Origin of the sequence: Williamsia sp. D3, assembly GCF_000506245.1 — a bacterium.
Lineage (GTDB): Bacteria > Actinomycetota > Actinomycetes > Mycobacteriales > Mycobacteriaceae > Williamsia > Williamsia muralis.
This window is the reverse complement of the sequence record NZ_AYTE01000015.1, coordinates 96,581-123,296: the sequence shown is the minus strand read 5'-3', so window position 1 is coordinate 123,296 and position 26,716 is coordinate 96,581. Positions and strand designations below refer to the sequence as shown.

22 protein-coding genes and 3 pseudogenes are annotated in these 26,716 nt (G+C 65.1%); 15 read left to right on the top strand and 10 right to left on the bottom strand.

Features of this window, described 5'->3' with window-relative positions; genetic code table 11:
* Positions 1–167: 167 nt before the first annotated feature.
* Complete coding sequence (gene purM, locus W823_RS40665) at positions 168–1,262, top strand: phosphoribosylformylglycinamidine cyclo-ligase (protein WP_023957310.1); 1,095 nt, start codon at positions 168–170, stop codon at positions 1,260–1,262.
* A gap of 158 nt (positions 1,263–1,420) precedes the next feature.
* Here the strand turns inward: purM and W823_RS57200 are convergent, their stop codons facing one another.
* The 3 genes from W823_RS57200 to W823_RS40655 all read right to left on the bottom strand — a co-directional run bounded on the left by W823_RS57200 (position 1,421) and on the right by W823_RS40655 (position 3,558).
* Complete coding sequence (locus tag W823_RS57200; RefSeq protein WP_081729715.1) at positions 1,421–1,600, bottom strand: DUF3073 domain-containing protein; 180 nt, start codon at positions 1,598–1,600, stop codon at positions 1,421–1,423.
* A 136-nt stretch (positions 1,601–1,736) separates the two neighbouring features.
* Positions 1,737–2,375, bottom strand: a complete 639-nt coding sequence (locus tag W823_RS40660) for an MOSC domain-containing protein (protein WP_152538038.1) — start codon at positions 2,373–2,375, stop codon at positions 1,737–1,739.
* 58 nt (positions 2,376–2,433) lie between these two features.
* The gene (locus W823_RS40655; RefSeq protein WP_023957304.1) at positions 2,434–3,558 is read right to left on the bottom strand and encodes a folate-binding protein YgfZ; all 1,125 of its coding nucleotides are present in this window, start codon (positions 3,556–3,558) and stop codon (positions 2,434–2,436) included.
* A gap of 38 nt (positions 3,559–3,596) precedes the next feature.
* On the opposite strand from W823_RS40655, the gene W823_RS40650 reads away from it, so the two are divergent.
* The 5 genes and pseudogenes from W823_RS40650 (at position 3,597) to cydC (ending at position 10,612) form a co-directional block, all read left to right on the top strand.
* A complete protein-coding gene (locus W823_RS40650; protein ID WP_023957303.1) occupies positions 3,597–4,508 on the top strand; it encodes an aminodeoxychorismate lyase in 912 nt (303 codons plus the stop codon).
* A gap of 128 nt (positions 4,509–4,636) precedes the next feature.
* Positions 4,637–6,153, top strand: a pseudogene (locus tag W823_RS40645) (cytochrome ubiquinol oxidase subunit I).
* Positions 6,154–6,170: 17 nt separating this feature from the next.
* Entirely contained in the window at positions 6,171–7,232 is a 1,062-nt protein-coding gene (cydB, locus tag W823_RS40640; RefSeq protein ID WP_023957301.1) for a cytochrome d ubiquinol oxidase subunit II, read from the top strand.
* A complete protein-coding gene (gene cydD / locus W823_RS40635; RefSeq protein WP_023957299.1) occupies positions 7,229–8,923 on the top strand; it encodes a thiol reductant ABC exporter subunit CydD in 1,695 nt (564 codons plus the stop codon). The genes cydB and cydD overlap by 4 nt, the downstream gene beginning before the upstream one ends.
* Positions 8,910–10,612 (top strand): annotated as a pseudogene (gene cydC, locus W823_RS40630) (thiol reductant ABC exporter subunit CydC). Before cydD ends, cydC begins: the two are co-directional and overlap by 14 nt.
* Positions 10,613–10,862: 250 nt before the next feature.
* Here cydC and W823_RS40625 read toward each other — a convergent pair.
* Positions 10,863–11,180, bottom strand: a complete 318-nt coding sequence (locus W823_RS40625) for a helix-turn-helix domain-containing protein (protein ID WP_235189498.1) — start codon at positions 11,178–11,180, stop codon at positions 10,863–10,865.
* A 172-nt stretch (positions 11,181–11,352) separates the two neighbouring features.
* On the opposite strand from W823_RS40625, the gene W823_RS40620 reads away from it, so the two are divergent.
* Positions 11,353–12,228 carry an NAD-dependent epimerase/dehydratase family protein gene (locus W823_RS40620; RefSeq protein WP_023957295.1) on the top strand — a complete coding sequence of 292 codons (876 nt, stop codon included), beginning with the start codon at positions 11,353–11,355 and terminating at the stop codon, positions 12,226–12,228.
* Here the strand turns inward: W823_RS40620 and W823_RS40615 are convergent.
* From W823_RS40615 to W823_RS40595, 4 genes are all read right to left on the bottom strand, one after another.
* On the bottom strand, positions 12,225–12,839 hold the full coding sequence (locus tag W823_RS40615; RefSeq protein ID WP_023957293.1) for an FABP family protein: 615 nt from the start codon (positions 12,837–12,839) through the stop codon (positions 12,225–12,227). The two genes, W823_RS40620 and W823_RS40615, sit on opposite strands and share 4 nt — an antisense overlap.
* Before the next feature lie 294 nt (positions 12,840–13,133).
* Positions 13,134–13,439 (bottom strand): DUF1416 domain-containing protein, encoded by a 306-nt coding sequence (locus W823_RS40605; protein ID WP_023957291.1) that lies wholly within the window; start codon positions 13,437–13,439, stop codon positions 13,134–13,136.
* 2 nt (positions 13,440–13,441) lie between these two features.
* Positions 13,442–14,281 (bottom strand): sulfurtransferase, encoded by an 840-nt coding sequence (locus W823_RS40600; RefSeq protein ID WP_023957290.1) that lies wholly within the window; start codon positions 14,279–14,281, stop codon positions 13,442–13,444.
* Positions 14,282–14,561: 280 nt separating this feature from the next.
* Positions 14,562–15,398: an LmeA family phospholipid-binding protein gene (locus tag W823_RS40595; RefSeq protein WP_023957289.1), complete on the bottom strand. Its 837-nt coding sequence runs from the start codon at positions 15,396–15,398 to the stop codon at positions 14,562–14,564.
* 177 nt (positions 15,399–15,575) lie between these two features.
* Here W823_RS40595 and W823_RS40590 point away from each other — a divergent pair, with 177 nt between their 5' ends.
* The 8 genes from W823_RS40590 (at position 15,576) to W823_RS40555 (ending at position 23,650) form a co-directional block, all read left to right on the top strand.
* Positions 15,576–16,361, top strand: coding sequence for a response regulator transcription factor (locus W823_RS40590; RefSeq protein WP_023957288.1), 786 nt, complete (start codon positions 15,576–15,578; stop codon positions 16,359–16,361).
* Positions 16,351–17,217: a mycothiol synthase gene (gene mshD / locus W823_RS40585; RefSeq protein ID WP_023957287.1), complete on the top strand. Its 867-nt coding sequence runs from the start codon at positions 16,351–16,353 to the stop codon at positions 17,215–17,217. Before W823_RS40590 ends, mshD begins: the two co-directional genes overlap by 11 nt.
* Positions 17,218–17,429: 212 nt before the next feature.
* Positions 17,430–18,536 carry a phosphate ABC transporter substrate-binding protein PstS gene (gene pstS / locus W823_RS40580; protein WP_023957285.1) on the top strand — a complete coding sequence of 369 codons (1,107 nt, stop codon included), beginning with the start codon at positions 17,430–17,432 and terminating at the stop codon, positions 18,534–18,536.
* Positions 18,537–18,569: 33 nt separating this feature from the next.
* The gene (gene pstC, locus W823_RS40575; RefSeq protein WP_023957283.1) at positions 18,570–19,601 is read left to right on the top strand and encodes a phosphate ABC transporter permease subunit PstC; all 1,032 of its coding nucleotides are present in this window, start codon (positions 18,570–18,572) and stop codon (positions 19,599–19,601) included.
* Positions 19,598–20,512 (top strand): phosphate ABC transporter permease PstA, encoded by a 915-nt coding sequence (pstA, locus tag W823_RS40570; RefSeq protein WP_023957281.1) that lies wholly within the window; start codon positions 19,598–19,600, stop codon positions 20,510–20,512. The genes pstC and pstA overlap by 4 nt, the downstream gene beginning before the upstream one ends.
* A 9-nt stretch (positions 20,513–20,521) precedes the next feature.
* Positions 20,522–21,298 carry a phosphate ABC transporter ATP-binding protein PstB gene (pstB, locus tag W823_RS40565; RefSeq protein WP_023957280.1) on the top strand — a complete coding sequence of 259 codons (777 nt, stop codon included), beginning with the start codon at positions 20,522–20,524 and terminating at the stop codon, positions 21,296–21,298.
* Positions 21,299–21,369: 71 nt separating this feature from the next.
* Positions 21,370–22,788, top strand: coding sequence for an FHA domain-containing protein (locus tag W823_RS56500; RefSeq protein ID WP_161633997.1), 1,419 nt, complete (start codon positions 21,370–21,372; stop codon positions 22,786–22,788).
* A complete protein-coding gene (locus W823_RS40555) occupies positions 22,778–23,650 on the top strand; it encodes a protein kinase (RefSeq protein WP_023957275.1) in 873 nt (290 codons plus the stop codon). Before W823_RS56500 ends, W823_RS40555 begins: the two co-directional genes overlap by 11 nt.
* Positions 23,651–23,656: 6 nt before the next feature.
* Here the strand turns inward: W823_RS40555 and phoU are convergent.
* Positions 23,657–24,315: pseudogene (phoU, locus tag W823_RS40550) on the bottom strand (phosphate signaling complex protein PhoU).
* A 99-nt stretch (positions 24,316–24,414) separates the two neighbouring features.
* Positions 24,415–26,646 carry an LCP family protein gene (locus W823_RS40545; RefSeq protein WP_023957272.1) on the bottom strand — a complete coding sequence of 744 codons (2,232 nt, stop codon included), beginning with the start codon at positions 26,644–26,646 and terminating at the stop codon, positions 24,415–24,417.
* Between the last annotated feature and the right edge of the window lie 70 nt (positions 26,647–26,716).

Here is a 26,716-nt window from a genome sequence, read left to right as displayed (position 1 = left end):
CTCGGTACCCCGTCGAGTGTCCGCCTTGCGCAGTTCCCTGTTGTCCGCCGATGTAGGCAATGCACGTCGCCAGAACTCATCGGGTGCACCTCGGGTAGCGTGAGACCGGATTATTCGCCACCACGCAGCCCCGGCTGCCGGACTTCGAGAACGGGAACCACACGCCGATGACCGACAACGAGCCCAGCAACGCCTCATATGCTGCGGCGGGAGTGGACATCGATGCCGGTGAGCGAGCAGTGGAGCTGTTCGCCCCGCACGCGAAGCGCACGCTGCGTCCCGAGGTCATGGGTGGACTCGGAGGCTTTGCCGGCCTGTTCAAGCTCAAGGGCGGCTACCGCGAGCCGGTTCTCGCGTCGTCCACCGACGGTGTGGGAACAAAGATCGCCGTGGCACAGGCCATGGGCAAGCACGACACCCTCGGCCGCGATCTCGTGGCGATGGTGGTCGACGACCTCGTCGTCTGCGGTGCCGAACCGCTGTTCCTCCAGGACTACATCGCCGTCGGCAAGGTTGTGCCCGAGGTCGTCGCAGAGTTGGTCAAGGGAATCGCCGATGGTTGCGTCGAGGCCGGGTGCGCGCTGCTCGGCGGCGAGACGGCCGAACACCCGGGTTTGATGGCAGAGGGCGACTACGACCTGTCTGCCACCGGCGTGGGCATCGTCGAGGCCGACGCAGTGCTCTCACCGGACCGCGTGCGGCCCGGTGATGTCGTGATCGCGATGGGCAGCAGCGGCCTGCACTCGAACGGATACTCGCTGGCGCGCAAGGTGTTGCTCGAGTGGGGCCACATGGACCTCGGCGGGCACGTCGAAGAGTTCGAGCGCACCCTCGGCGAAGAGTTGCTGGAGCCCACCCGTATCTACGCCAAGGACTGCCTCGCCCTGGCTGCGGAGACCGACGTCCGGACGTTCTCACACGTCACCGGTGGCGGGTTGGCCGACAACCTGGCCCGCGTCATCCCCAGCGGCCTGGTCGCAGAACTCGACCGCGGCACCTGGTCGCCGGCGCCGATCTTCCAGATGATCGCCCAGCGCGGACGCGTGGAGCGTATCGAGATGGAACGGACCTTCAACATGGGCGTCGGGATGGTCGCCGTGGTGGCGCCCGAAGACACCGACCGGGCACTGGCCGTCCTGACCGCTCGCCACCTGGATTGCTGGGTGCTGGGATCGATCAAGAAGTCCCACACGACAAGCCCGGGGGATCACAAGAAGAAGACCGGGGTTGCCGAGCTGATGGGCGAGCACCCGCGGTTCTAGACCCGGAAGGGAGCTGCGGCCTGATCGGGGATGTGCCCGATCAGGATTGCGACCCGATCACGGATATGCCGAGTGGCCCGCCCTGGACCGGGAGTCGCCTCAGGGGGTTGTCAAGAGTGGTGGTCCGAACCAGATGGCCCGAACCCCCGGCTCGCCTGTCAGGCTCGCCGCCAACTCTCCTCATCGGACCACCGATCGTCCGTGAACCCATCGTTCGGTTCAGCGGAATCGCCACCCGACAGCTCTCGCTGCAAGCTGTCGAAGTCGGTGTTCGGTGAGCTGTACTTAAGTTCACGAGCAACTTTAGTTTGCTTCGCCTTCGCCCGGCCGCGGCCCATAGGGGACCCCCTCGCGCAATGAAGGGGCGGCCAAACACGTGGCGGCCCCATTCTGTGTTTACAAATATGGTCGTGAAACACAGTCTAGCGTGCTCGCAAGCGTGATGCGGACCGGCTCGTCGGGGGCCCGCTGAATTTACCTGCTCTTCTTGCGAAGCCACCGCTCTGCGTCCCGCACGACCTTCGGCGGAAGACTGTCGGCGGCCAGCAGTTCCACCAAAGCATCACGGTCGGGGCCGGTGATCAGATGCCGGACCAGAACCCCGTGATCCGGCCGGGAAATGACCCTGACCACATCACCCGCTGTCACGGCACCCGGCTGGACCACACGGAGATAACAGCCCACGTCGGCCTGGGCGTTGAAGCGCTTGATCCAGTTCTCCTCCTGCGCCCAGTCGGCGAAGGTGCGACATGGGGTACGCGCAATCGTGACCTCCAGTTCGAGAGTGTCACCGACCTTCCAGCGCTCTCCGATCACTGCATCGGTTGTGGCCACGCCTGCGATCCTGAGGTTCTCGCCGAACCATCCGTACGGCAGTTCTCGATCCAGTTCCGTTGCCCATCGCTGGGCCTCGTCTTCGCTGTAGGCGTAAACAGCCTGATCCAGTCCGCCGTGGTGTTTGACGTCGCAGACGTGGTCGATGTCGAGGCCGTTCTCGTTCACGTCCACCGGACCGTCGATCGCCCGCTTGTCGATGGCGCTGATCCCGACACCACCCGCCAGGCGATGCTCCTCGTGCACCGCGCACACGGCCAGCACCGTGCCAACGGCCAGGCTCACCTGCCCCTCAATTTCTCGCTGTGCCGGCCGACCAGGCAGGTACTCACCGTCATCATCTGCCCCTCAATTTCTCGATTGCAGCACGTCCGGCCTGCACCCGGTCATCAGCCGGCACCGAAGTGGGATCAATGGCCGCGGTGGTGCCGCCGGTCTCGAGGACTGTGTCGGCTGGCACACCCCGCTTGACCAAAGCGAGCGCGATCGGCCCGTACTCGAAGTGTTCGACAACGGTGCCGATCCGACCGACTGCGCGTCCACCCGCGGTGACGGGGTCACCGGTGACGGGACGGCTGTCGGCACTGCCGTCGAGGTGGAGCAGGAGCAGTTGCCGGGGAGGTTTGCCGAGATTGTGCACCCGGGCGACGGTCTCCTGACCCCGGTAGCACCCTTTGTTCAGGTGCACCGCACCCATCTCGTCCGGCGACCCGATCCAGTTCACCTCATGAGGGATCGCGCGCTCGTCGGTGTCGATGCCCAGCCGGGGTCGCAGAGCCGCGACCCGAAGAGCTTCGTGAGCCCACGAACCTGCGGGGCGCACACCGACCGCGGTCAGGCTCGACCACCACGTGATCAGCTGATCGACCGGGATGACCAGGTCGATGGCCTCGACGGAGGCATGCTCACCGAGAGCAGGCATCACCCGCCAGAACCCGCCGTCGGCCAACGGCCCGGCGTCGTAGACCGATGCTGTCGGGGGTACGCCGAGCAACTGTGCGACGGCACCTCCACGGGTTTGCGGCCCCAGCAGGCTCAGCACGGCCATGTCCGGGCGCCTGACAACCTCGACCTTCGCCCAGAAGACCATCTTCGTCAGGAACGCGGCCAACGGCTCGCCGCGATGCGCCTCGGTGTCGATCCACGTGGTGCCGTCGATGTCGGTCTGGATGAAGTGATCCTCGATCCGGCCGTTCCCGTCGAGGCTGAGGTTCTCCGCGCTGCGTCCGTCCGCGAGGTCGGTGACGAACTGACTGGAGATGGTGTTGAGCCAACTGAGCCGCTCGTCGCCGGTGAGGGCGATGACGCTGCGATGCGAACGGTCGATCACCACCGCAGAGGTGGTCGCGGCACGTTGCTCACCGAACGGGTCACCGAAGTGCCACGCCACTGCTTCGTCTGGGGAATTTTCCGGGCCACCGACTGCGCCTGAGGCGCGTAATGAATCCAACAAAACAGTCACGTCATCATCGTACGAGCGTGCTCGCTACTCTTGCCGTCATGGCTCAACCGATCTTGGTGACTGTCGACGGCGCGGTACTCGACCCTGACGTGCCGATCCTGCATGCGGACGACCTTGCTGCGGTCCGAGGCGACGGGATCTTCGAAACCCTGCTCGTCCGCGATGGGCGGGCTCGCGTGGTCGATCTGCATCTGCAGCGGCTCTCGCGCAGCGCCAAGGCGCTCGATCTGCCTGCTCCCGACGAGGAGAAATGGGCCGACGCGATTGCGACCGGTGCCAGGGTCTGGGCGGAGGCCAACGGCAACGCCGAGGGGCTCATGCGGCTGGTCTACTCACGCGGACGGGAGTCGGCACCCGTCGACGCCGCGCCTCCGCGGGACCGCGACGAGACCGGGCTCACCCGTGAGGCGAACGCGGCCACCGAATATCTGACCGTCGGACCCGTTGCCGAGCGGGCCGCCAAGGTCCGCGAGAACGGGGTGAAGGTCATCACCGCTCCCCGTGGATACTCGGTCGATCTCGCCGCGGTGGCCCCGTGGCAGTTGCTCGGTGCCAAAACGCTCAGCTATGCCACGAACATGGCTGCGCTGCGGTACGCCGCCGAGCAAGGCGCCGACGACGTCATCTACACCAGCAGCGAGGGCTATGTGCTCGAGAGCCCGCGGTCGACGGTCATCGTGGTCGAAGGAAAACGGTTGATCACACCGCCACCCGAGATCGGCATCCTCAGTGGCACCACCCAGCAGGCCCTGTTCGCCCAGGCCGACAAGGACGGCTGGGACACCGAGGTTCACGCCCTGCGTCCGGCAGACCTCATCTGTGCCGAATCGGTGTGGTTGGTGTCCAGCATCACGTTGGCCACCCGCGTCATCGAGCTCAACGGTTATTTGATGACGACTCCTGCTCGCCCACAGGACTTTTCGGCTCTGGTAGACCGCGCAATCGGCTGATTCGACCCGCCGTTCGGCATCGGTGAAGGTGCCCGGCGCCACACCGATTTTGCTTGTTCGTCATCTGCGCCCGGGCGTACGCTGCATCTACTACCTCTCGTAGTAGCGACTCGGCGAATGAGGCAAAAATGGACGCTCTTGACGTCTCGCGGTGGCAATTTGGGATCACCACCGTCTACCACTTCATCCTGGTACCGCTGACGATCGGACTCGCTCCGATGGTTGCGGTGATGCAGACGGTGTGGGTCGTCACCGGCCGTGAGCAGTGGTATCGCGCCACCAAATTCTTCGGGAAGTTGCTGCTGATCAACTTCGCCCTCGGCGTCGCCACCGGCATCGTCCAGGAGTTCCAATTCGGGATGAACTGGAGCGAGTACAGCAGATTCGTCGGGGACGTGTTCGGCGGTCCGCTGGCACTCGAAGGCCTCGTCGCCTTCTTCATGGAATCGACATTCTTGGGTCTCTGGATTTTCGGCTGGGATCGCCTGCCCAAGAAGATCCATTTGCTGACGATCTGGATGGTTGCCATCGGCGTCAACGCGTCCGCGTGGTTCATCGTCGCTGCGAACTCGTGGATGCAGCACCCCGTCGGGGCGCAGTGGAACGAGGAAAAGCAACGTCCAGAGCTCAAGAGCCTGTGGGACGTGATGACCAACAGCACCACGTTGGCGGCTTTCCCTCACACCATCGCCGGCGCGTTCCTCACCGCCGGCACCTTCGTCGCGGGGATCGGCTGCTGGTGGATGGTGCGAAACATGCGGCAGGCCAAGCGCTCCGAAGGTGCCGAGGCGGACCGACTGGAGGCCGATGCGCGGACGCTGTACCGCCCGGTGACCCGCTTGGCCCTGTGGGTGATGATCGTCAGCGGCGTGGCGCTCGCCATCACCGGTGACGCGCAGGCCAAGCTCATGTTCGAACAGCAACCGATGAAGATGGCGTCGGCCGAGTCGTTGTGCGAGACCGAAAGCGGTGCAAGTTTTTCCGTCCTGGCCATCGGCACCCAGAACAACTGCGAGTCCGTCACGCATCTGATCGAGGTGCCCAAGGCCTTGTCGTTCCTGGCCGACTACGACTTCAACTCCACCCTGCAGGGTGTCGAAGACCTGCAGGCGCAGCACGAGGCGAACTTCGGTCCCGGAAATTACAAGCCGAATCTCTTTGTCACGTACTGGGCGTTCCGTGCCATGATCGGATGGGCCCTCGGCTCGGCGGCGCTGGCTCTTCTCGCACTCTGGTTCACGCGCGGTGGTCGTATCCCCGATTCGAAGCGCTTCGGGACATTTGCCATCTGGATGATCCCGACCCCGTTCTTGGCCAACAGTTCTGGCTGGATCTTCACCGAGATGGGGCGTCAGCCTGGATGGTGGCACCCAATCCGACGGGTCTGTCGCAGGTGCACCTGACCGTGCAAGAAGGCGTCAGCCGACACTCGGGCTACCTCGTCCTCACGTCGTTGATCATCTTCACCCTCCTCTACGGAGTGCTCGGCCTGATCTGGTTCACGTTGTTGCGCAAGTACACCCGCGAAGGTCCACAACCGTCCGACTCCGGGCCCCCGGTCGGTGGGTCGGGTGACGACGGCGACGGCAGTGGTCGCGATGACGACGATGCCGATGACGTCAAACAACTCTCGTTCGCTTACTGAAAGGCCGAGGTGACGTGATGAGCCTTGCTGAGTTCTGGTTCGCACTCGTCGGAGTGCTGTTCCTCGGCTACTTCGTACTCGAGGGTTTCGACTTCGGGGTCGGGATGCTCATGCCTTTTCTGGGCCGGGCGAAGGACGGGGTGTCCGGGGACACCAGGCGACGGGTCATGCTCAACACCATCGGCCCGGTGTGGGACGGCAACGAGGTGTGGTTGATCACCGGCGGTGGCGCCTTGTTCGCGGCCTTTCCTGCCTGGTACGCAACAATGTTCAGTACCTTCTATCTCCCGTTGCTGCTCATCCTTGTCGGGCTGATCACCCGGGTCGTCTCCATCGAGTGGCGTGGGAAGATCGACGACCCGCGGTGGCGTCGGTGGGCCGACGTCGGGATCGGGCTCGGCTCGTGGCTGCCGGCCGTTCTGTGGGGCGTCGCGTTCGCCAACCTGGTGCGCGGACTTCCCATCGACGGTGAGGAGCAGTTCACCGGCAACATCCTCGACCTGCTGTCGCCGTACGCACTGCTCGGCGGCGCTGCCACCGCCTTGTTGTTCATCACCCACGGCGCGGTGTTCCTGGCACTCAAGACCGGCGGCGACATGCAGCGTGAATCCATGAGGACCGCAGCCTGGCTCGCCGTTCCGACCACCATCGTCGCCGCGGTGTGGGGTGTGTGGACCCAGCTGGCCTACGGCAAGGGATGGACGTGGGCAGCGCTGGCGGTCGCCGCGGTGGCCGTCGTCGCCGCGACGGCGCTGGCCTGGATGCGGAGGGAGGGATGGGCATTCGTTGCCACGTGCTTCGCCATCTTCGGTGTGGTGGTCCTGATCCTCGGGTCGATGTTCCCCAACGTCATCCCGTCCACCACCGACCCGGCCTTCCACATGACCATCGAGGGGAGTGCGTCGAGTCATCACACATTGGTGGTGATCACCTGGGCGGCAGCGTTCATCACCCCCGTGGTGCTCGCCTACCAGGGGTGGACGTATTGGGTGTTCCGGCAGCGCATCTCGACATCACAGATCCCCCCGTCCATCGGACTGTCACTTCGCGAACGAAAAGCCGCCGAGGCACCGAGATGACCGCGTCGCGGCGGCGGCGACAGGCCAGACCGCCGATCGATCCGCGCCTGTGGAGATACTCACGGACCTCGCGCCGCTACCTGGTGATCACGGTGCTCATGGCCGTGGTGTCAGTCGCGACCGTCATCGTCACCGCGGCGATGGTGGCCTCGATCCTGTCGGAACTGATCGTCTCTCCGGGGCTGCGCAGCCTCGATGCGCAAGCGTCCCATCTGAGCTGGCTGGCGGCGTCTGTTGTGATGCGGGTTGCCGCGACCTACCTCCACGACCGCTACGCCCATCGCGCGGGCGCCCAGGTGATCGCCGAGTTGCGCGAGGCGGCCCTGGCCGTGGTGTCAGATCCAGCTCGTACCGCACCGCGTGATCTGCTCACCCGTCGCGAGCGTCTTGCCACCATCCTCACCCGCGGCATCGAGGCGTTGGGGCCGTACCTGACCGGATACGTCCCCGCCCTTGTGCTTTCGGTGGTGGTGATCCCGGTGCTGATCGTGGTGATGGCGATGGCCGACATGACGTCGGCGATCATCGTGGTCATCACACTGCCGCTGATACCGATCTTCATGATCCTCATCGGGGTGATGACCCGCGATCGCACGGCTGACCGGCTGGCGGCGATGAGTCGGCTCTCGTCCCAATTGCTCGACCTCATCGCCGGGATACCCACACTGCGCGCACTGGGGCGCGAGCTGGAGCCGGCCGGTCGTATCGGTGAGTTGGGGCAGGCTCATCGGCGCAGCACCATGAAGGCGCTTCGGATCGCCTTCCTGTCGGGTGCGGTGCTGGAATTCCTCGCCACCTTGTGCGTTGCATTGGTCGCCGTGAGCATCGGACTGCGCCTGGTCTTCGGTGATATGGGGCTGTACGGGGGTGTCCTGGCCCTGGTGCTCGCACCGGAGATCTACCTGCCGCTACGGGCCGCGGGGGCTCAGTTCCACAACTCGGAGGCCGGGACGGCCAGCGCTGATGAGATATTCGACATCATCGAGGCGGAATCTGCTGCGCCGACAACAGTCGGCCGGTCGGTACCGGTCGCCGGAGCCGCCATCACCTTGTCCGGCGTCGGCGTCGAAGGTCGCGACGGCTGGGCCCCGGACGATGTGACGGCGACCATCCGGCCGGGCCGCCTGACCGTGGTCGTCGGGCCCAACGGGACAGGGAAATCGACTGTCCTCTCAGCGATCCTGGGTCTGCAAGCCCTGGACGCCGGCTCCATCCTGATCGGTGACGTGCCGGTGGCCGACTTCGACCGGGAAGCGTTGTGGGAGCAGGTCTCTTGGCTACCACAGCACCCGGTGCTGGTACCGGGCACCGTGAGGGACAACTTTCTCCTCGGTGGGCCGGTCTCCGGTGCGGATCGCGAGTCGGCGTGCCGAGCAAGCGGTTTCGACGAAGTGGTCGCCGGCTTGCCGCAGGGGTGGGACACCCAGCTCGGGCACAGGGGAGTGGGGCTGTCGGCGGGTCAGCGGCAACGCCTGGCGCTTGCCCGTGTGCTGGCATCGCCCGCGCCGCTGCTGTTGCTCGATGAACCGACCACTCACCTCGATGCGGTGGCCGAGACCGAGGTGTGCCGGGTGCTGCAGGACCGCGCCCACGCCGGTGACACCGTTGTTGTTGTCGCTCACCGTCCGGCGTTGCTCGTAGCAGCCGACGACGTGGTCGAGATCGGAGCGCATGTCCATGTCCGTCGTTGAGAAGTGGTCGGCGGTGCGTGAGGATCCACTCTGGCGTGCGATGGGTCTACTCGGCCTGCGGAGACAGTTGGTGGCGAAGTCGCTGCTGCTGGGAATGCTCGGTGCCGGTAGCGCACTGGCGCTTGCCGCGCTGTCGGCATGGTTGATCACCCGCGCCTGGCAGATGCCGCCGGTTCTCTATCTGTCGCTCGCCGTGACAGCTGTGCGAGCGCTCGGCATCTCGCGGGGGCTGTTCCGCTACCTCGAGCGGCTGGCCACACACGATGTGGCCCTCGATGCGATGTCGACTGCGCGCCGCCGACTGTACGTCGCCCTCGCGGGTGGACCGTCTGGTTACTCGGTGGGATTGCGCCGCGGAGAGTTGTTGTCGCGCACGGGTGCCGATGTCGACGAGGTGGGCAATGCCTTGATCCGGGCCCTCATACCCATCGGGGTGTCGATGGTGGTGTCCGGCGCCGCGGTCGTGATCATGGCGTGTGTCTCGTTGTGGGCGGCGGTCGCGTTGGCCGGTTGTCTGCTGATCAGCGGCGCAGTTGCGCCGTGGGGTGCCGCACGCGGTGCTCGCCGTGCCGCAGTGGATGCTGCCGTGGCGCAGGCGCGCAGCGCCGAGGCGATGATGAATCTGCTTGATCACGGACCCGAGCTGGCTGTGACACGCCGTCGCGCAGAGGTGTTGACCGACTTGGCATCTGCCGAGGCCGATGCCCGCAGCGCCGCCGACCGTGGAGCCCGGCAGAGCGCATGGGCGGCGGCTGCCACACCACTTGCCGTCGGGGTCTCGGTGATCGTGGCGGGGTTGATCGGCATCGGCATGGCTGATTCGGTGTCCCCGATGACGCTGGGTGTTCTGATCCTCTTGCCCCTGAGTGCTTTCGACTCCACCAGCACCATGACCGACGCTGCGATGACGTTGTCGCGCAGTCGCCTTGCGGCGCGGCGGATCATGACCCTCGTCGACCGCGCGCACGACTACCGAAACGCGCGCCCGAACCGGTCGACTGCGCTCCCGGCCGGGCACCTGACGGTCCGTGGCTTGCGATGGGGGTGGCCCGGCGGGGCGGTGTTCGGCGGGTCTGCCGGCCTGGACCTGGACGTGAAACCGGGGTCCAGGATCGCCCTCGTGGGTCCGAGTGGCTGTGGGAAGTCCACACTCTTGCTGACGTTGGCCGGGTTGTTGGAACCGGTGTCGGGAACCGTCACCGTTTCGAGTGAGAATGACTCGGACCCAAGATATTTCGCGGAGGACGGTCACGTGTTCACCACCAGTGTCCGCGAGAACCTGCTCGTCTCACGCGGCGACGCAACCGACGAGGTGCTGATGTCGGCGTTGGCATCCGTCGGCCTCGACACCTGGGTCGGCGGATTGCCGGATGGACTCGACACGATCCTCGAAGGGGGTGCGGACGCCATCAGCGGGGGACAGCGGAGACGGCTGCTCGTGGCGCGCGCCTGATCAACCCCTCGCCGGGGCTGCTCATCGACGAGCCCGGCGAAAATCTCGACCGTGCCGATGCGGACAGAGTGCAGGCCGGACTCCTCGATGTCGGTGGCGGGCTCGTCGACCCTGAACGCGCGGTCGTTGTTGTCTCGCACCGACTACCGGCCTCTCACCGTGCCGACAGGGTCATCGATCTGGGAGCGAATTCGCTACGAGAAAAAGCGGTTGCCGACCTATCGAACCGGGGGTAACTTCGTCCGTACACGAGGAAGGAGGTGGTCTGAAGTTGAATTCTTGGACACGTGAGGTGACCATCAGCTAACGACCGTTTCGGTGGATTGGCCCGATCGGGATCGCACATCGGTTGCGTCCCAGCGCTCGTCAGCTGAATCCACAATGGTCACCGGACCCCCGCACCTCGGCCTTGTCCAGGCCGAGAGCCCGCTGAGAAGTGGGTGGTGCGGGGGTCTATCCATTTCCCCGGCGTTCGTTGTCGGACGTTCAGGCGGTTTGCTTCGAATCGGCAGCCGAGCGCGCCTCGATGATCCGATGGCAGTTGGTCTCGGACCACTCGCGGATCGCATCGACGGGACCCATCAGAGACAGTCCGAGGTCGGTCAGCTGGTACTCCACCCGCGGCGGGATCTCCGCATAGACCGTGCGGGTCACGAGGCCGTCACGCTCAAGGGCGCGGAGCGTCTGGGTGAGCACCTTGGGTGTCACCACACCGATCATGTCCCGCAGAACCGTGAAGCGAACCGGCCCCGGTCGCAGACCCATCAGGACGAGCAGAGTCCACCGGTCACCGAGTCGTTCCACGACGGTTCGGCTCGGGCAATTCGGCTTGAGTACATCGGGCGGGGGTGAGGTGCATGCGGTCTTGTCGCCCTCTTGCTGGATGCTTTCCACGGGGTAAGTTAAGCACGTTGAAGTCATCAGTTTCCAGCAGATACCGTCCTGCTCACAGTCATAAACTGATGAAAGGACGACCATGAACATCGCCTTGACCGGAGCGACCGGCTATATCGGAGGCGCTGTCCTCGACGCGCTCATCGAGGGTGGCACGACGGTGACTGCTGTGGTGCGATCGGAGGCAGCCGCTGACACCGCGCGGGCCAAAGGTGCCGAGCCCGTCGTGATGGACCTGACCGACAGGGGAGCGTTGCGCCGTGTGTTGGCGCAGGCGGATGGAGCCGTTCACGCGGCAAGCCCGGGTGATGCGACCAGTGCCGACGTCGACTCCGCTGTCGTCGACGCCGTGATCGAGGAGTTCTCGGGAACAGCCAAACCGTATGTCCACACCAGCGGTATCTGGCTGTGGGGGTCGCACCCCGACATCACCGAGGGTTCACCGTTGGATCCGCCGGCGATCGTGGCCTGGCGGGTGGAGCGGGAAGGCCGTCTTCTCGACTCGTCCGTCGCCGCAACGGTCATTGCCCCCGGCGTCGTCCATGGTGAGGGCGGTGGCATCGCCAACCTGCTCGTCGATGCGCCGGCCGTCGCTGGAACAGATGGTCTGAGCCTGATCGGTGATGGCACGCAACACTGGGGTCTGGTGCACGTGCGCGACCTTGCCGCGCTCTATGTGCTTGCGTTACAGACCAATCCGGGTGGCCGAGTGATCGGCGTGAGTCACACGGCCGCAGTCGGTGACCTGGCTGCTGCGGCGCACCCACATGCTCGACTTGTCGCGGCAACGGTCGACGAGACCCGGGCACGGCTCGGTGGGGACTTCACCGATGCCCTGTTGCTCGATCAGCGGGTGGGCTCGGGCCTGCGCGCGAGAGATCTCGGCTGGCGTCCTCAGCGTGCGTCGCTGTCGGATGAGCTGGCGAACGGCTATCGGGCAGCGAACGTCGGCATCTAGCCGGCGTAGCGGCGCAGTTTGGCCGATGCGCGGGGAACGAGGTCGCCGTCCGCGTCGACCCGTTCCTCGACGTAGGCGAGATCGCCGTCCTCGACGAGGCCGTACAGACGTTTGGCTCCTCCGGGACGAGGGCCCGATGCTGCTTTGATCACGACGTCGGTGGCCAATTCCCACGACGTCTGATTGAGCGGCTTGCCATAGAACAGTTCCACCCAGCCCTCGGCATGGGTGAGGAGGAGTTCGATGACATCGTCTTCGCCGATTCGCCAGAACCCGGCCTCGCGCTCACCGGGACCGACGTAGTTGGCGTCCGCGTCGATGACCCAGGTGCGCGATTGCCAGACGAGGTAGTTGCCGCCGTCGTGGCTGATGATGACCTGCTGGCCGAAGTGATGGTCACCGTTCTCGGGGTCGTAGCCTTCCCCTTCGCCGCGCCACACACCGACCATGGGTAGGAGCGCCAGTAGCCCGGGATGCAGGTCAGGGCCCTGACGCAGGTTGGCCGTGTCGTCCGGCAGCGGCAGATCGGGCAGCGACGGGACGTTACGCGCTGCGGTTTCCTGCGCGCGGATCGCCGCCTGGTTGATCGCTTCGTCGCCCGAACGGGTCACGATTCGTCAGTGACCAGCCGGTAGAGGACATACAGGCCAAACCAGGAAATCAGGATGGTTGCCAGCACCAGCAACGCTTCGAAGAATATGACCACCAGAGCATTCTAGCTCGCGCTGATGGGCGGGTGCGTGTGGGGATTCCCTCAATCTGGCCGCGTGCGTGAGTGCACGCAGATCGGTCAGTACGGTCACATCCGGCCACGGTCACGCGAGTTGTGTGCACGGAGGCACACGGCAGTCAAAACAAGCCCGGCCCGCCTCGAGAGGCGGGCCGGGCTCGTCGGATCCGACCTACTACTTGCTGACGGTCACGTTCTGCTCGTGCACGCCGGGGCCCTCCGGGCTCACGGTGGCATCACCGTTGCCGATGGACGAGAGCGCACGCAACGACCACGTGCCGGGAGCGGCGAAGAACCGGAAGTCACCGGTACCGCTGGCGACCACCTCTGCGGTGAACTCGCCGGTGTTGTCGAGGAGGCGGACGAACGCGCCGGCAACGGGGTTGCCGTCGGTGTCGACGACCTGACCTGTCAACACTGTTTCTTTTTCGGTATCGACACCGGCGGGCATCTTCTGTCCCTGTTTAGGCGCAGCACACATGATTACTTGCTCTCTCCCAGTTCGATCGGGGCGCCGACGAGTGAGCCGTATTCGACCCAGCTGCCGTCGTAGTTCTTGACGTTCTTCTTGCCGAGGAGCTGATCGAGCACGAACCAGGTGTGGCTCGAGCGCTCACCGATGCGGCAGTAGGCGATGGTCTCTTTGCTGTCGTCGAAACCCTTTTCGGCGTACAGCTTTTCGAGGTCATCGTCCGCCTTGAAGGTGCCGTCCTCGTTGGCGGTGGTGCTCCACGGGATGTTGATCGCGCCCGGGACATGGCCACGCTGCTGGGCCTGCTCCTGCGGCAGGTGAGCGGGAGCGAGGATCTTGCCCGAGAACTCGTCGGGGCTGCGCACGTCGACCAAGTTCTTGCTGCCGATGGCGTTGATGACCTCATCGCGGAATGCGCGAATGCTCGTGTCCGGCGCGGATGCGGTGTACGTGGTGGCCGGGCGGGTCACCTCGTCGGTCGACAGCGGACGGCCGTCGAGCTCCCACTTCTTGCGGCCGCCGTCGATGAGCTTGACGTCCTTGTGGCCGTAGAGCTTGAAGTACCAGTAGGCGTAGGCAGCGAACCAGTTGTTGTTGCCGCCGTAGAGAACAACGGTGTCGTCGTTGGAGACGCCCTTGGCCGACAACAACTCCGAGAACTGCTCCTGGTTCAGGAAGTCGCGGCGAACGCCGTCCTGCAGGTCTTTGCGCCAGTCGAGGCGGATGGCGCCTTCGATGTGTCCGCCTTCGTAAGCGGTGGTGTCCTCGTCGACCTCGATGAAGACGGTCTTGTCTGCTTTCAGGTTCTGCTCAGCCCAGTCGGCGCTGACCAGGACGTCGGAGCGAGCCATGGTTTTCCTTTCGTGGTGGATGCGGCATCGAGAAGCGATCCGCAGTAGATACAACTGTGGTGGTGCTCAGAGGATGAAGCTTGGGGGTGGTGCTGGGGGCGTGATGAATCGCTGGAGCGAAGAACGCGAACCAGGGGCACGCCGGACGTGCGGGACGCGGAAGATCTCGGAACGGCCCGCCGGTTACCGGCTCAGACAGCAACAATTGGCGATACGACAGAAGTCGATCGCCCGACGGCGGGTGAGCATCAACTCACAGCCCAGTTGCATGGCCGACAGCTTACCGCAGCGTGCGACCACTCCGAGATGGCCCTTGCCAGAAGTCCCGGGCGGTTGCGACCAACGGCGCGGGCTCGGCCTCGAGCACCACATCGCTGCCCTGTGAGGCCGCCTTCACCGCCGGCATCGACCACGGAAGCGGCAGTACCGGAAGCGTCTTGGTGAACTGGGCGAGCACCATCGGCTCGGCCCCGGACGGAACGTCGGACTCCACGTGCTCGGCGGGACCGGAGTAGAGGTTGCGGGCGTCGATGTGAAGAGCACCGCCACGTACGGACAGATCAACCGCGACGCTCACCTTTTCGCGGCGTTGCCCGGGACTGTGACCGGAATTACGTGGATTGCTCACATTGACCGTCCCGGTCAAGATGACGCCGGTGCTGGTCGAGAGGATCCCGTCGCCCGGACCACCACCGCCGGCCTTGTCATCGGGCGCCGGCGTGGTGACGGTGAGGTCGACGATGCCGAGGAACCGGCCGAGGTTGACCGAGTCGATCTTGAGGGACGCGGTGGCCTTGTCCGCAGTCAGTTCGGTGTTCTGTCCGATGACCCATTGGCCGTCTGCTCGGCGCACGTCGGACAGTTTCGACCGCAGGTCGCCCCGGCGCCCATCGCCCAGGTCAGCGCCCCGCGCAGTGATACCGATCTGGTCGTACGAGTCGCCGGCGGCCTGGTCGACGAAGGGAAAGCCGGAGATGGTGATCTCGGGGTCGAACTCCAGGTCGGAAGCCTCCCGCAACGCGGCGGAATAGCGGTACTCTGCGTAGGCCGCGGATGCGAAATCGGCGATCGTGGCGACCATGAGGGTGATGAGCACACCGACTGCCAGCTTGCGCAACGATTCCCCTCTGTAATGGACTCAGTCCATCCGGCGACGCGGCCGGCGACCGCCGGTGGAGACTCCCGCTGGGGACTTGTTAACGGGTAACGACCGATATGACGCTATTCTGTCATCTATCTCGCACACGTTGGTAAGGCAGCGTACATATACGAATAATCGAGATCGGAGTGGTTTGTGGATCTCTTGTTACTGACAGCCGATCCCACCCCTGAGTCTGTATTGCCGTCGTTGTCACTGCTGGCTCATACCGTTCGAGTGGCGCCCACCGAGGTGTCCTCATTGATGGAAGCCGGAAACGCAGATGTAGCCATCGTTGATGCGCGTTCTGACCTTGCCGCCGCGCGCGGCCTGTGCCGACTGCTGGGGAGTACGGGTTCATCGGTCCCTGTGGTCGCGGTGCTGACCGAGGGCGGCCTGGTGGCCGTCAACTCCGAATGGGGCCTCGACGACTTCCTGCTACCCGACACCGGTCCGGCCGAACTCGATGCGCGCCTGCGCCTTCTGGTCGTGCGCACCCGAGGCGTCACCGCCGAGGAGGCCAGTGGAAAGGTCACCCTCGGTGACCTGGTGATCGACGAGGGCACCTACACGGCACGGCTACGTGGGCGCCCGCTCGACCTGACCTACAAGGAGTTCGAACTCCTGAAGTACCTCGCGCAGAACGCCGGTCGCGTCTTCACCCGGGCTCAGCTGCTTCAAGAGGTGTGGGGATACGACTTCTTCGGCGGCACCCGCACGGTCGACGTGCACGTCCGGCGTCTGCGCGCCAAACTCGGCAGTGAGTACGAGTCGTTGATCGGTACCGTCCGGAACGTCGGCTACAAGGCGGTGCGTCCCAGCCGGGGCGGTCGCGGTGGCGGCGAGACCTCCACCGACAACGGAGATCTCGACGATCTGGGCGGATCGGACGAGGTCGAGTTCCCGGACCCGGAGCTGAGTTCGAGCGCCAATGGTGGCTGACGTCGGGCCTGTCCACGACCTCTTGACTGCCGCCGCCCGCGCTGACGGTGTCGCGCCGTTGGGCGAGCAGGCGGTGGCCGTCATCGGCCGCGAGGGCGTCAGGGAGTTCACCGTCTCATCCGGCGACACCGTCGTCGGGTATGCGAACGTCACCCCTGCCCGAGAAGGCGAACCGGCGATGATCGAGCTGGCGGTGCACCCCGAACACCGCCGCCGCGGGCACGGGAAACGGCTGCTGACAACAACTCTCGAGCACGTGCCCGACAGCCGTCGGGTGTGGGCGCATGGGAATCTGCCCGCCGCGCAGGCGCTGGCGGCTTCACTGGGACTCACTGCCCGGCGCGAGCTGCTGCAGTTGCGACGGCCTCTGGCCGGGTCCGAACTCCCGTCGCTCACCGTGCCCGACGACCTTGTTCTGCGAACGTACGCGGGGCCCTCGGACGACGCGGAGATCTTGCGGGTCAACAACGTGGCCTTCGAGTGGCATCCGGAGCAGGGCGGTTGGAGCAGCGACGAGATCACCGCGCGAACGGGCGCCGACTGGTTTGACCCCGCGGGGTTGTTCCTCGTGTTCGATGCGTCCGATCCTCACACCTTGCTGGGCTTCCACTGGACAAAGGTGCACCCTGCCGAGGGTGACACCCCCGCACTGGGAGAGGTGTACATCGTCGGCGTCGACGCCACCGCCCAGGGACGAGGTCTGGGACGATTGCTCACCCTGGCCGGCCTGCACCATCTCCAGCAGCGTGGCCTCGCGGAAGTCGAACTCTACGTCGAGGGCGACAACAAGGCTGCGCTCAACACCTACGCCAAACTGGGGTTCACCCAGTTCGCGATCGACGTCGCATACGGCTGAGTGCCGACCCGGGCGTCGGCCCGGGGCAATGTCCGATTCGTCACCATGGCTGTTCACCTCTCGTTCACCTCTCCAGGGGTATCGCTTCACTCTCGCTCTGTAGCTTCCAAACCGCAGCAGGACGCGATGCGCTACGGCGTCGTGGCTGCCTGTGAATCATTGCGACCTGTGTCGAGCAGACTGCCGATGCACGAATCGAAGGACTTCTTCAGGTGAACTTGAAAAACAGTGGAGCAATCCTGGGCGTGTTTGCTGCCTCAACGCTGCTGATCTCGGCGTGTGGAAACTCCGCGTCAGACTCCGACACGGCCAAGAAGGTCGAAGGCGTCACATGTGAAGGCCAGGCGAATCTGAAGGCCAGTGGATCGAGTGCACAGGCCAACGCCATGACCCTGTTCGCCAACTCCTACGCCACCACGTGCGAGGGCAAGACCATCGACTACAACTCCAACGGCTCCGGCGCCGGCGTCAAGGAGTTCACCGGCGGCCTCACCAACTTCGGTGGCAGCGACTCGCCGCTGAAGGAAGACGAAGCCACCGCCGCGGCGACCACCTGCGGGTCCGAGGCATGGAACCTTCCCCTGGTCTTCGGCCCCATCGCCGTCACCTACAACCTCGACGGCGTCGACGCCGTCAACCTGTCGGGCCCCACCCTCGGCAAGATCTTCAACGGCACCATCAAGAAGTGGAACGATCCGGCCATCGCCGCCGAGAACTCCGGCGTGTCCCTGCCCGACCAGGACATCATCGTGATCTTCCGCTCGGATGAGTCCGGCACCACCGACAACTTCCAGAAGTACCTCGAAGCCGCATCGGATGGCACCTGGACCCAGGGTGCGGGCAAGTCGTTCGCCGGCGGTGTCGGTGAGGGCGCGAAGGGCAACGAGGGCACCTCGGCCGCCATCAAGAACTCGCCCGGATCGATCACCTACAACGAGTGGTCCTACGCCACCAACCAGGGCCTGAGCATCGCCAACATCATCACCTCGGCCGGTCCTGAGGCTGTGCCGCTCTCGGTCGAGACCGTGGGCAAGACCATCGACGGTGCAACGCTGAAGAACCCGGGCTCGAACAACCTGGTCCTCGACACCTCGAGCTTCTACAAGCCGTCCGTTGCAGGTGCCTACCCGATCGTGCTGGCCACCTACGAAATCGTCTGCAGCAACTACTCGGACGATGCCATCGGCCAGGCCGTGAAGTCGTTCCTCAAGGTCGCCGCGAGCACCGACGTGCAGAGCTCACTCGAGGCCGAGGGATACATCCCGATCCCCGAGGGCTTCAGCACTCAACTGAACACAGCCATCGATTCCATTCAGTGACTGATCTCTCTCATAAGTTAGGGCAGGAAAGCGATGACGGTGCATGACGCGGTCGGGCAATCTGACAAAGTAGGCGCGGTGAGCCCAAGCGCATCAGCTCCCGAGCCTTCGGACAGTCAATCGGATCTGAAGTCGAACTCCCGACAAAATCGGAGTCGGTTCTACGATCAGGCGTTCAAGGTGCTGGCTTTGACGGCCGGTGGCTTTGTCTGCCTGGTGATCCTGTTGATCGCACTGAACCTACTCTTCGAGGCCATCCCCTCATTGAGAGTGGACAACGTCAACTTCTTGACGAGTTCGGTGTGGGACACCACCAACGCCCTGAACCTCCGGTTCGGAATCCTCGACCTGCTCAAGGTCACGGTTCTGAGCTCGGTGTTCGCCCTGGCGTTGGCGGTGCCCATCGCGATCGGTATCGCGACATTCCTTGTGTCGTATGCACCGGCGCGGTTGTCCCGACCGCTCGGCGCCGTCGTCGACCTGCTTGCCGCAGTGCCGTCGATCATCTTCGGCCTGTGGGGCATGGCGGTTCTCGGACCCAAGCTCCAGCCGGTCGCCGACTTCCTCAACAGCAACCTCGGATGGTTCTTCCTCTTCGCCGACGGCAACGTCTCGAGTGGAACGATCTTCACCGCGGGAATCGTGCTGGCGATCATGATCCTTCCGATCATCACGTCGATCTCGCGTGAGGTGCTGCAGCAGACACCTGTCCTGCACAAGGAAGCGGCCCTGGCACTGGGCGCGACGAAGTGGGAGATGCTGCGGATGACCTCGTTCCCCTACGCACGTAGTGGAATGATCGCGGCGTCGATGCTCGCGCTCGGTCGCGCACTCGGTGAGACGGTTGCCGTCCTCATCATCCTGCGGGCCGCGACATCGACGTCCGGGTTCAGCCTCTTCGATGGTGGATACACATTCGCCTCCAAGATCGCCTCTGGCGCAGGCGAGTTCAACCAGCCCCTGCCGACCGGCGCGTACATCGCCGCAGGTTTGGTGCTGTTCTTGCTGACCTTCGTGGTCAATGCCATCGCCCGGGTTCTCTCCGGCGGAAAGGTAAACGGATGAGCACCTCAACCATCGATGGCAGCAGCCCGGTCAAGGCCGGCAGTCTGTACAAGCCGGTCTCGCCCGCCCGGCGCCTCAAGAACCAGTCGGCCACAATCGTTTTCACCCTGTGCTTCCTGATCGCGATGATTCCCCTGGTGATGGTGCTCTTCACCGTCATCAGCAAGGGCTTCGAAGCCATCATCAAGCCGGAGTGGTGGTCGGGCGACCAGTTCCTGATCGGGCCGACGAGCTTTTCCGGCGGTGTCGGACACGCGATCCTGGGCACGATCCTCACGGCATTGATCGCCGCCGTGATCGCCGTCCCGATCGGCATCATGGCCGCGATCATGTTGGTGGAGTACCCGAACAGCAAGCTGGTCAAGCCCACCTCGTTCATGGTGGACATCCTCGCCGGCGTCCCGTCGATCGTCGCGGCGCTGTTCATCTTCACCGTGTGGGTGACCACGTTCGGTCTGCCGCAGAGCGGCTTCGCGGTCAGCCTGGCACTTGTGCTGCTGATGCTCCCGGTGGTTGTCCGTTCCACCGAGGAGATGCTCAAGCTCGTCCCCGACGAGTTGCGTGAGGCCTCGTACGCCCTGGGCATCAGCAAGTCCAAGACCATCGTGAAAATTGTTGTCCCGACGGCGATGTCGGGAATCATCTCCGGAGTGTTCCTCGCCACCGCGCGAATCATGGGTGAGACCGCCCCGGTGCTGATCCTGGTGGGTTACACCGCTTCGGTGAACTACGACCCGTTCCAGAACAACATGACGTCGCTGCCGTTGTTCATCTACAACCAGTTGGCAAACCCCAATCCCGCCGGGGAATACCGCGTCTGGGGTGCAGCGCTGACCCTGGTCATCGTGATCGCGCTGGCGAATGCACTCGCGGCGCTGGCTTCTAAACTGCTCGCGCCGAAGACGAAATGAGATAAGGCAATGGCAAAAAGACTCGACCTCAAAGATCTGAACATCTACTACAGCGCCTTTCACGCCGTCAAGGACGTGAGCCTGGAAGTGCCGCCCCGCTGCGTCACGGCGTTCATCGGCCCTTCCGGCTGCGGTAAGTCCACCGTGCTGCGCACGCTCAACCGCATGCACGAGGTGACCCCCGGTGCTCGTGTCGAGGGCAAGGTCCTGCTCGACGGCGACGACATCTACGGCAAGGGCATCGACCCGGTGTCGGTCCGCTCCACGATCGGCATGGTGTTTCAGCGCCCCAACCCGTTCCCGACGATGTCGATCAAGGACAACGTGGTGGCCGGTCTGCGACTGCAGGGTGTGCGCGACAAGAAGGTGCTCGACGAGACCGCCGAGCGCAGCCTGCGCGGAGCGAACCTCTGGGAAGAGGTCAAGGACCGGCTGAACAAGCCCGGCGGTGGCCTCTCCGGTGGTCAGCAGCAGCGTCTGTGCATCGCGCGTGCGATCGCAGTGTCGCCTGACGTGCTCCTGATGGACGAGCCGTGTTCGGCGCTCGACCCCATCTCGACGCTCGCCATCGAGGACCTGATCACCGAACTCAAGAAGGACTACACGGTGGTGATCGTGACGCACAACATGCAGCAGGCTGCCCGCGTCAGCGACCAGACCGCGTTCTTCAACCTGGCGGCCGTCGGCCAGCCCGGACAGCTGGTCGAGCTCAGTGACACCGAGACGATGTTCTCCAACCCGACGCAGAAGGCGACGGAAGACTACATCTCCGGCCGTTTCGGCTGATCCTCGCCGGTACCCGAAGAAAACGGCCCCATGTTTCCGCATGGGGCCGTTTCCTTGTCAGAATGGTCCCCGTGACGGCAAAACATCCGGTGAGTGTGCTGCCTGGCCGTGGCATCGTGCTCCGCCGCGGACCGTCGCTCCTGCTCATCGACGCCGATCCGATCCGGAGCAGCGCAACGCTCACAGATCTGGCGCATCTCGCCACCGAACCGCTCGAACAGGCCGGCCGCGTCGACGGGTCGCGGCTTCGGTCGCTGACCAAGTGGTTGCTGGCCAACGAGGACAGCAGCCCGGACTTCGCGGTGGTCTCCACCGACCGGCACGGGGGTCTGGAGGTCTTCGTCTACGGTGCCGCGAGTGCGAGGGTCTACGTCACCGAGTTCGCCACCCCGGAGGTCATCAGGGGAGCAGACGCCGGTTTCCTGGTACAGCGCAGCTATCCGAGCAGTGTGTTCGCGGTGGCCCTGACCATCGACGAGGACGATCCGCTGGGCGGTGGACCGATCGGGTCGGGCGGTCTGGCCCCGTCGGAGATCTTCTCGCTCGAAAAAGGTGCGGCACCCGGGGCCGGCGTGGTGTTGTGGCCATCGGCCTCGCCTTCCACCGACAGTGCGGTATATGCCGTACCGGCAGCGACGCCGATGCCGTCGGCTGCCGACGAGCCCACTGGTGTCCCGGTGGTGGTGAGTCCCGAACTCGTCGACACCGCGATGGCGGTAACCGAAACGCCTTTGCTACCACCGGCACTCTCGGTGAGGCTGGACGATTTCGACAACCACACCGCCGCCGGGCGGGCACCGTTGCCGATCGTCGGTGGCCGGCGCAGAGCTGCCTCGGTTCGGCGTGGCATCGCCGAGCCGACACTGGTCCCGCCGCGTGACGTTGTCGGACCGGCCGATGCCGCACTGGCGTCTGCGCCGACCGATGTCGCGAATCGTCCTGTGCGCCCATCTGATCCGAAGGTATCGGCGCGCGAACAGCAGGTGCAGATCCAGGGGTTGCTGTGCCAGAACGGCCACATCAACGATCCGCGGTCGCCGGTCTGTACCCGGTGCGGTATTCGGATCAACCGGATGACGGGGGCGATGGTGCAGGGTCCGCGACCGCCGCTGGGGCTACTTGTCATCGACGATGGCACCACCTACGTGGTGGCCGGCGATCTGATGATCGGACGTGATCCCGAGCCGATGGTCGCAGCCAGGGGTGGTGTCGCAAGTGCGGGTATCGGACCACTGGACCCCATTCGCATCAACGACACCTCGGGGTCGATGTCGCGCGCGCATTGTGAACTGCGACTGGTGGATTGGGATGTCCGGGTGGTGGATGCCGGTTCGGTGAACGGGACGTATGTCCGGTTGCCGCGCGCACCTGGCTGGATCACGTTGCGCCGCGGCCAGGAAGCGGTGTTGTATCCGGGATCCGAACTGCGGGTGGGAAGTCGCTCGTTGCTGTTCGAGGCGCCGCACGGGAGGATCAGCGATGTTCGTTGACCCGACATCGGGAACCGACGCACGTCGGCTGCCCCCGGCGATCGCCGATTACCGGACAGTCCGGGCGCTCGGTGCGGGCAGCCACGGTACGTGTTATCTGGCGGTGCCCCCGGCCCGGCTGCAGCTGGATGTCGAACACGTTGCGCTGAAGGTCTTTTCGAACCCCTGCGGTGAGGACGCCTTCCATCGCGGTGTGCGCGAACTCCGCAGCTTCGCCGCCGTACGGTCCCCGCATCTGGTGCATCTGTACGAAGCGGCACTGGGTGACCTGTTCATGTACGCGATGGACTACTTCCCGGGTGGGTCGATGGCTGCCCCATCGATGCCGCTGCAGCGTGACCAGGCGCTCGCCGTGCTCGAGTGCGCGGCCAGGGGGGCGCACGACATGCACGAGGCCGGGTTGGTCCACTCCGACATCAAACCGGCGAATGTGTTGATCGCTGGAGGTGATCGCGCCGGTACCACGGCATCGCCGGCCGGGGTGTTGTCCGATCTCGGTCTGGCCCGGGTGATCACCGCGGCGACCGCGGTCAGCGGCATCGGGTCGTCCGCGTCCCTCGAGTACGCCGACCCCGACACTCTTGTCGGCCAAACACCTTCGCGGGCAACGGATATCTGGGCTCTGGGAGCGACGATCCACCGCACGCTGACCGGTGAAGGCCTCTACGGTGAACTGCCCGACATGCAGCCACTGGTGGCGATCAGGACGGTCCAGTCCACCAAACCCAGGATCAGTCCGACACTTTCACCGGCTGAACGCGACCTGGTGTCGGAATGCCTTGCCCCGCACAGCGATCGGTTCAGGACGGCTGCAGAACTGGCCGACCGGATCTCCGAGGTGCGACGCACCGCACCCCGGTAGGAGCCGCTAGACCTCGGTGAACTGCTCCGGAGTCTGCCCCGTCGCCTGGAACACCACGCGACGTCCGATCAGCACAGCGTGGTCGGAGAAGCGCTCGTAGTACCGGCCGAGCAACGTGACGTCCACTGCGGCAGCGACGCCGTGACGCCACTCGCGGTCCATCAGCACCGTGAACAGGTGGCGGTGGAGGTCGTCCATCGCGTCGTCGTCGTCCTGCAGCTTCAGCGCGTCCTCGGGGTTCTGGCTGGTGAGGACCTCACGCGCGTTGGTCGCCATGGTGATGGCGAGCCGGCCCATCTCGGCGAAGTAGCCGTTGACCTCTTCGGGCAGCGCTTTGGCGGGGTGGCGACGGCGAGCGACCTTGGCGACGTGCAGCGCAAGCGCACCCATGCGGTCGATGTCGGCGACGATCTGGAATCCACTCACGATCGAACGCAGATCGCCGGCGACCGGCGCCTGCAACGCGAGGAGGGCGAACGCCCGTTCTTCGGCTTGCGTCGACAGTTGGGTCAATTGCTCGTGGTCGCTGATCACCGACTCGGCGACCGCGAGATCGGCTTGGAGCAGGGCTTGGGTGGATCGCTCCATCGCAATCCCGGCCAACGCACACATTTGTCCCAGACTCCGTTGAGTTCGGCCATCTGCTCAATGTAGGCACTACGCATGAGCCAACGGTACTGCCACGATCGGTGGGAATGGTGGTCAGGTGGTGAACTGCGAATGAACGAGTGGCACAGGCTCGATGTCGGCGTCGCCGGCCCGACTCATGCGCAGGTCGTATCCGCGGCGTTCGTGACCGTGAGGTCGTTGGGCAGCTCGTCTGTTCCCGACTCGCGAGGCAGTTCGGCGACGGTGATCTGGTTCCCGGCGAGAGCGGGCGAGCCCAGGTTCCCGCTGTAGCCGCTGCCGACGATGACCTCGATACCCGACTGCACGGTGTTGTCCGCCTGGATGCTCGCCCCGGGGAACAACTGTGCAACCGTGGCCGCCGCAGCCTGTTGCCCCTCGCCGTACCGGACGACGGTGTCGGTGCGGTTCTCGGAGGCGTCGGCAACACCCTGGACGCCGAAGCCCTGATTGGCCAGACTCTCGGCGATGCCGGTGGCGACTCCGGCGGTACCGGTGCCGTTGAGCACCCGCATGCTCACCGAATACGGATCGAGCGCGCTGACGGTGACGTCTGCCGGCCGCGAGGGTGTCGGAGAAGTTGTTGTGCTGGTTGTTGTTCCGGCCGGTTTCTCTTCTTTCTCCCCGGGCAGCGGTTCGTCGTTGATGATCGCGTCGAAGATCGCGCGGATGTCGGCATCGCGGGGGATCTCGTTGCCCGAGCCGTCTTCGGCCGTGCCCGAGGTGGGGACGGTGAGGAAGGTGACGCGGCCGGCGTCGAGCCCCTGCATCGACTGGGCCAATTGGAGCAGGTCGTCGGTGTTCACCTGATCGACGAAGCTGTTCTGGATGAAGGTGTCGACGATGCCGTTGAGCGTCGCGGGATTGGACAAGACCTTGCTGGAGAGCGCTCCGCGCAGCAGCGACGAGAGGAACAGCTGTTGGCGTTTGATGCGCCCGTAGTCACCGTTGCCCTCGGTGTCGATGGTGCGGGCGCGTACGTAGTTGAGGGCAGCTTTACCGCGGATCTTCTGCTTACCGGGCTTGGTGAGGATGGGGCCCAGCTCGAAGTCGTTGAGCGGCACCGGCGAGCAGACCTCGACACCACCGATCGTGTTCACGACCTTCTCGAAACCCGAGAAGTCCATCGCGATGAAGTGGTTGATGTTCAGGCCGCTGATCGCGGTGAGTGTGTCGACGATGCACTTGGGGCCGCCGTCGCCATAGGCGGTGTTGAGCTTGGCGCCCGTCTCGGCGGGCACGATCTGGCCGGTGTATTCGCCTTTGTCGTTGTCCCAGGTTGTGCACTCGGGGCGGTTGATCTGCAGGTCCCGTGGGAAACTCACCGCGACCACGCGGCTGCGGTCGGCCGGGATGTTCACGAGGATCACCGTGTCCGACCTGGCGCCTCCGGCGTCTTCGGTGGTACCGGCGCCGATCTGCCCGTTCTTTCCCGACCGGGTGTCGGTGCCGACGATCAGGTAGGTTTCGTCGCCGGTCTGCAGTTCTTTGCCGCGGATCTCGCTGTTGTCCGGGTTGACGGCATCGACGATGTTCCAGTTGCCGTCTTTGACCTTCTGATAGCCCCACACCGCGCCCGTACCCAGGAGTGTCATGACGCAGGCGAGAGCGAGGAGGACGCGGCCACCCACCCGGGCATTCCTGGTCAGCGCGGCTCGGTCGCGTCCTTTGGGCGCCGCGGCATGCTTGCGGCCGCGGGCCGTACCCGCGCCGGATTCGGGAACCACCGCCGGCTGAACGCGGTCGGCCACGCTGTCGTGCGACGCGTCCGGATCCGGCTCGGGATCGGCGGGCAAGAAGACGGGTGGGTCGTCCTTGGCGGCCGGGATGACCTCTGTCTGGGAGTCGTCGTCGCCCCGTTGCGGGGGGTCGGTGCGCGCGAAGGGATGGCTCGACGTGCCCGGCAGGTTCGCAGGCGGGGAGGGCGGCCCACCGGCCGGAGTGCGGCTACCGCGTGGGTTGGGATCGGACGGCGGACCCGAATCCACCGCACGGCTGATGGTCTCGGTGGGGGCATCGGCGGGGCGGACTCGGCGTGGGCGCGGTGGCGGAATCGGCGGAACCGAGGGTCCGTCGGACGGAGGTGTCGAGGAACGGTCTGTCGAGGAGCGGGGTTCGCCGGCCGGGGGCTGCGACGGCCCGTCGGATGCGGCTCGAGACGAAGGGGGTGGTGCGGCACGTCCGGACGAGCCGGCGGCATTCATCCGATTGAGGAGTTCCTGGACCGTCAATCGGCCCGCGGCGTCGCGGGGCAGTTCTCGAGCGGGGGGTTCACGGAGTACCTCATCCGATGGCGCGCCGAGCTGGCGGCGAATCAGATCGCGGCGTTCCTCGGGTGTGCGTCCCCGGAGCTCCTCGTCGCTGCTCACTCATGTTCCTTCGGACTTCTGGGCACCGGGCTGTATCTCAGGCCCGTCGAAAAACATGTCGGCCGGGCAG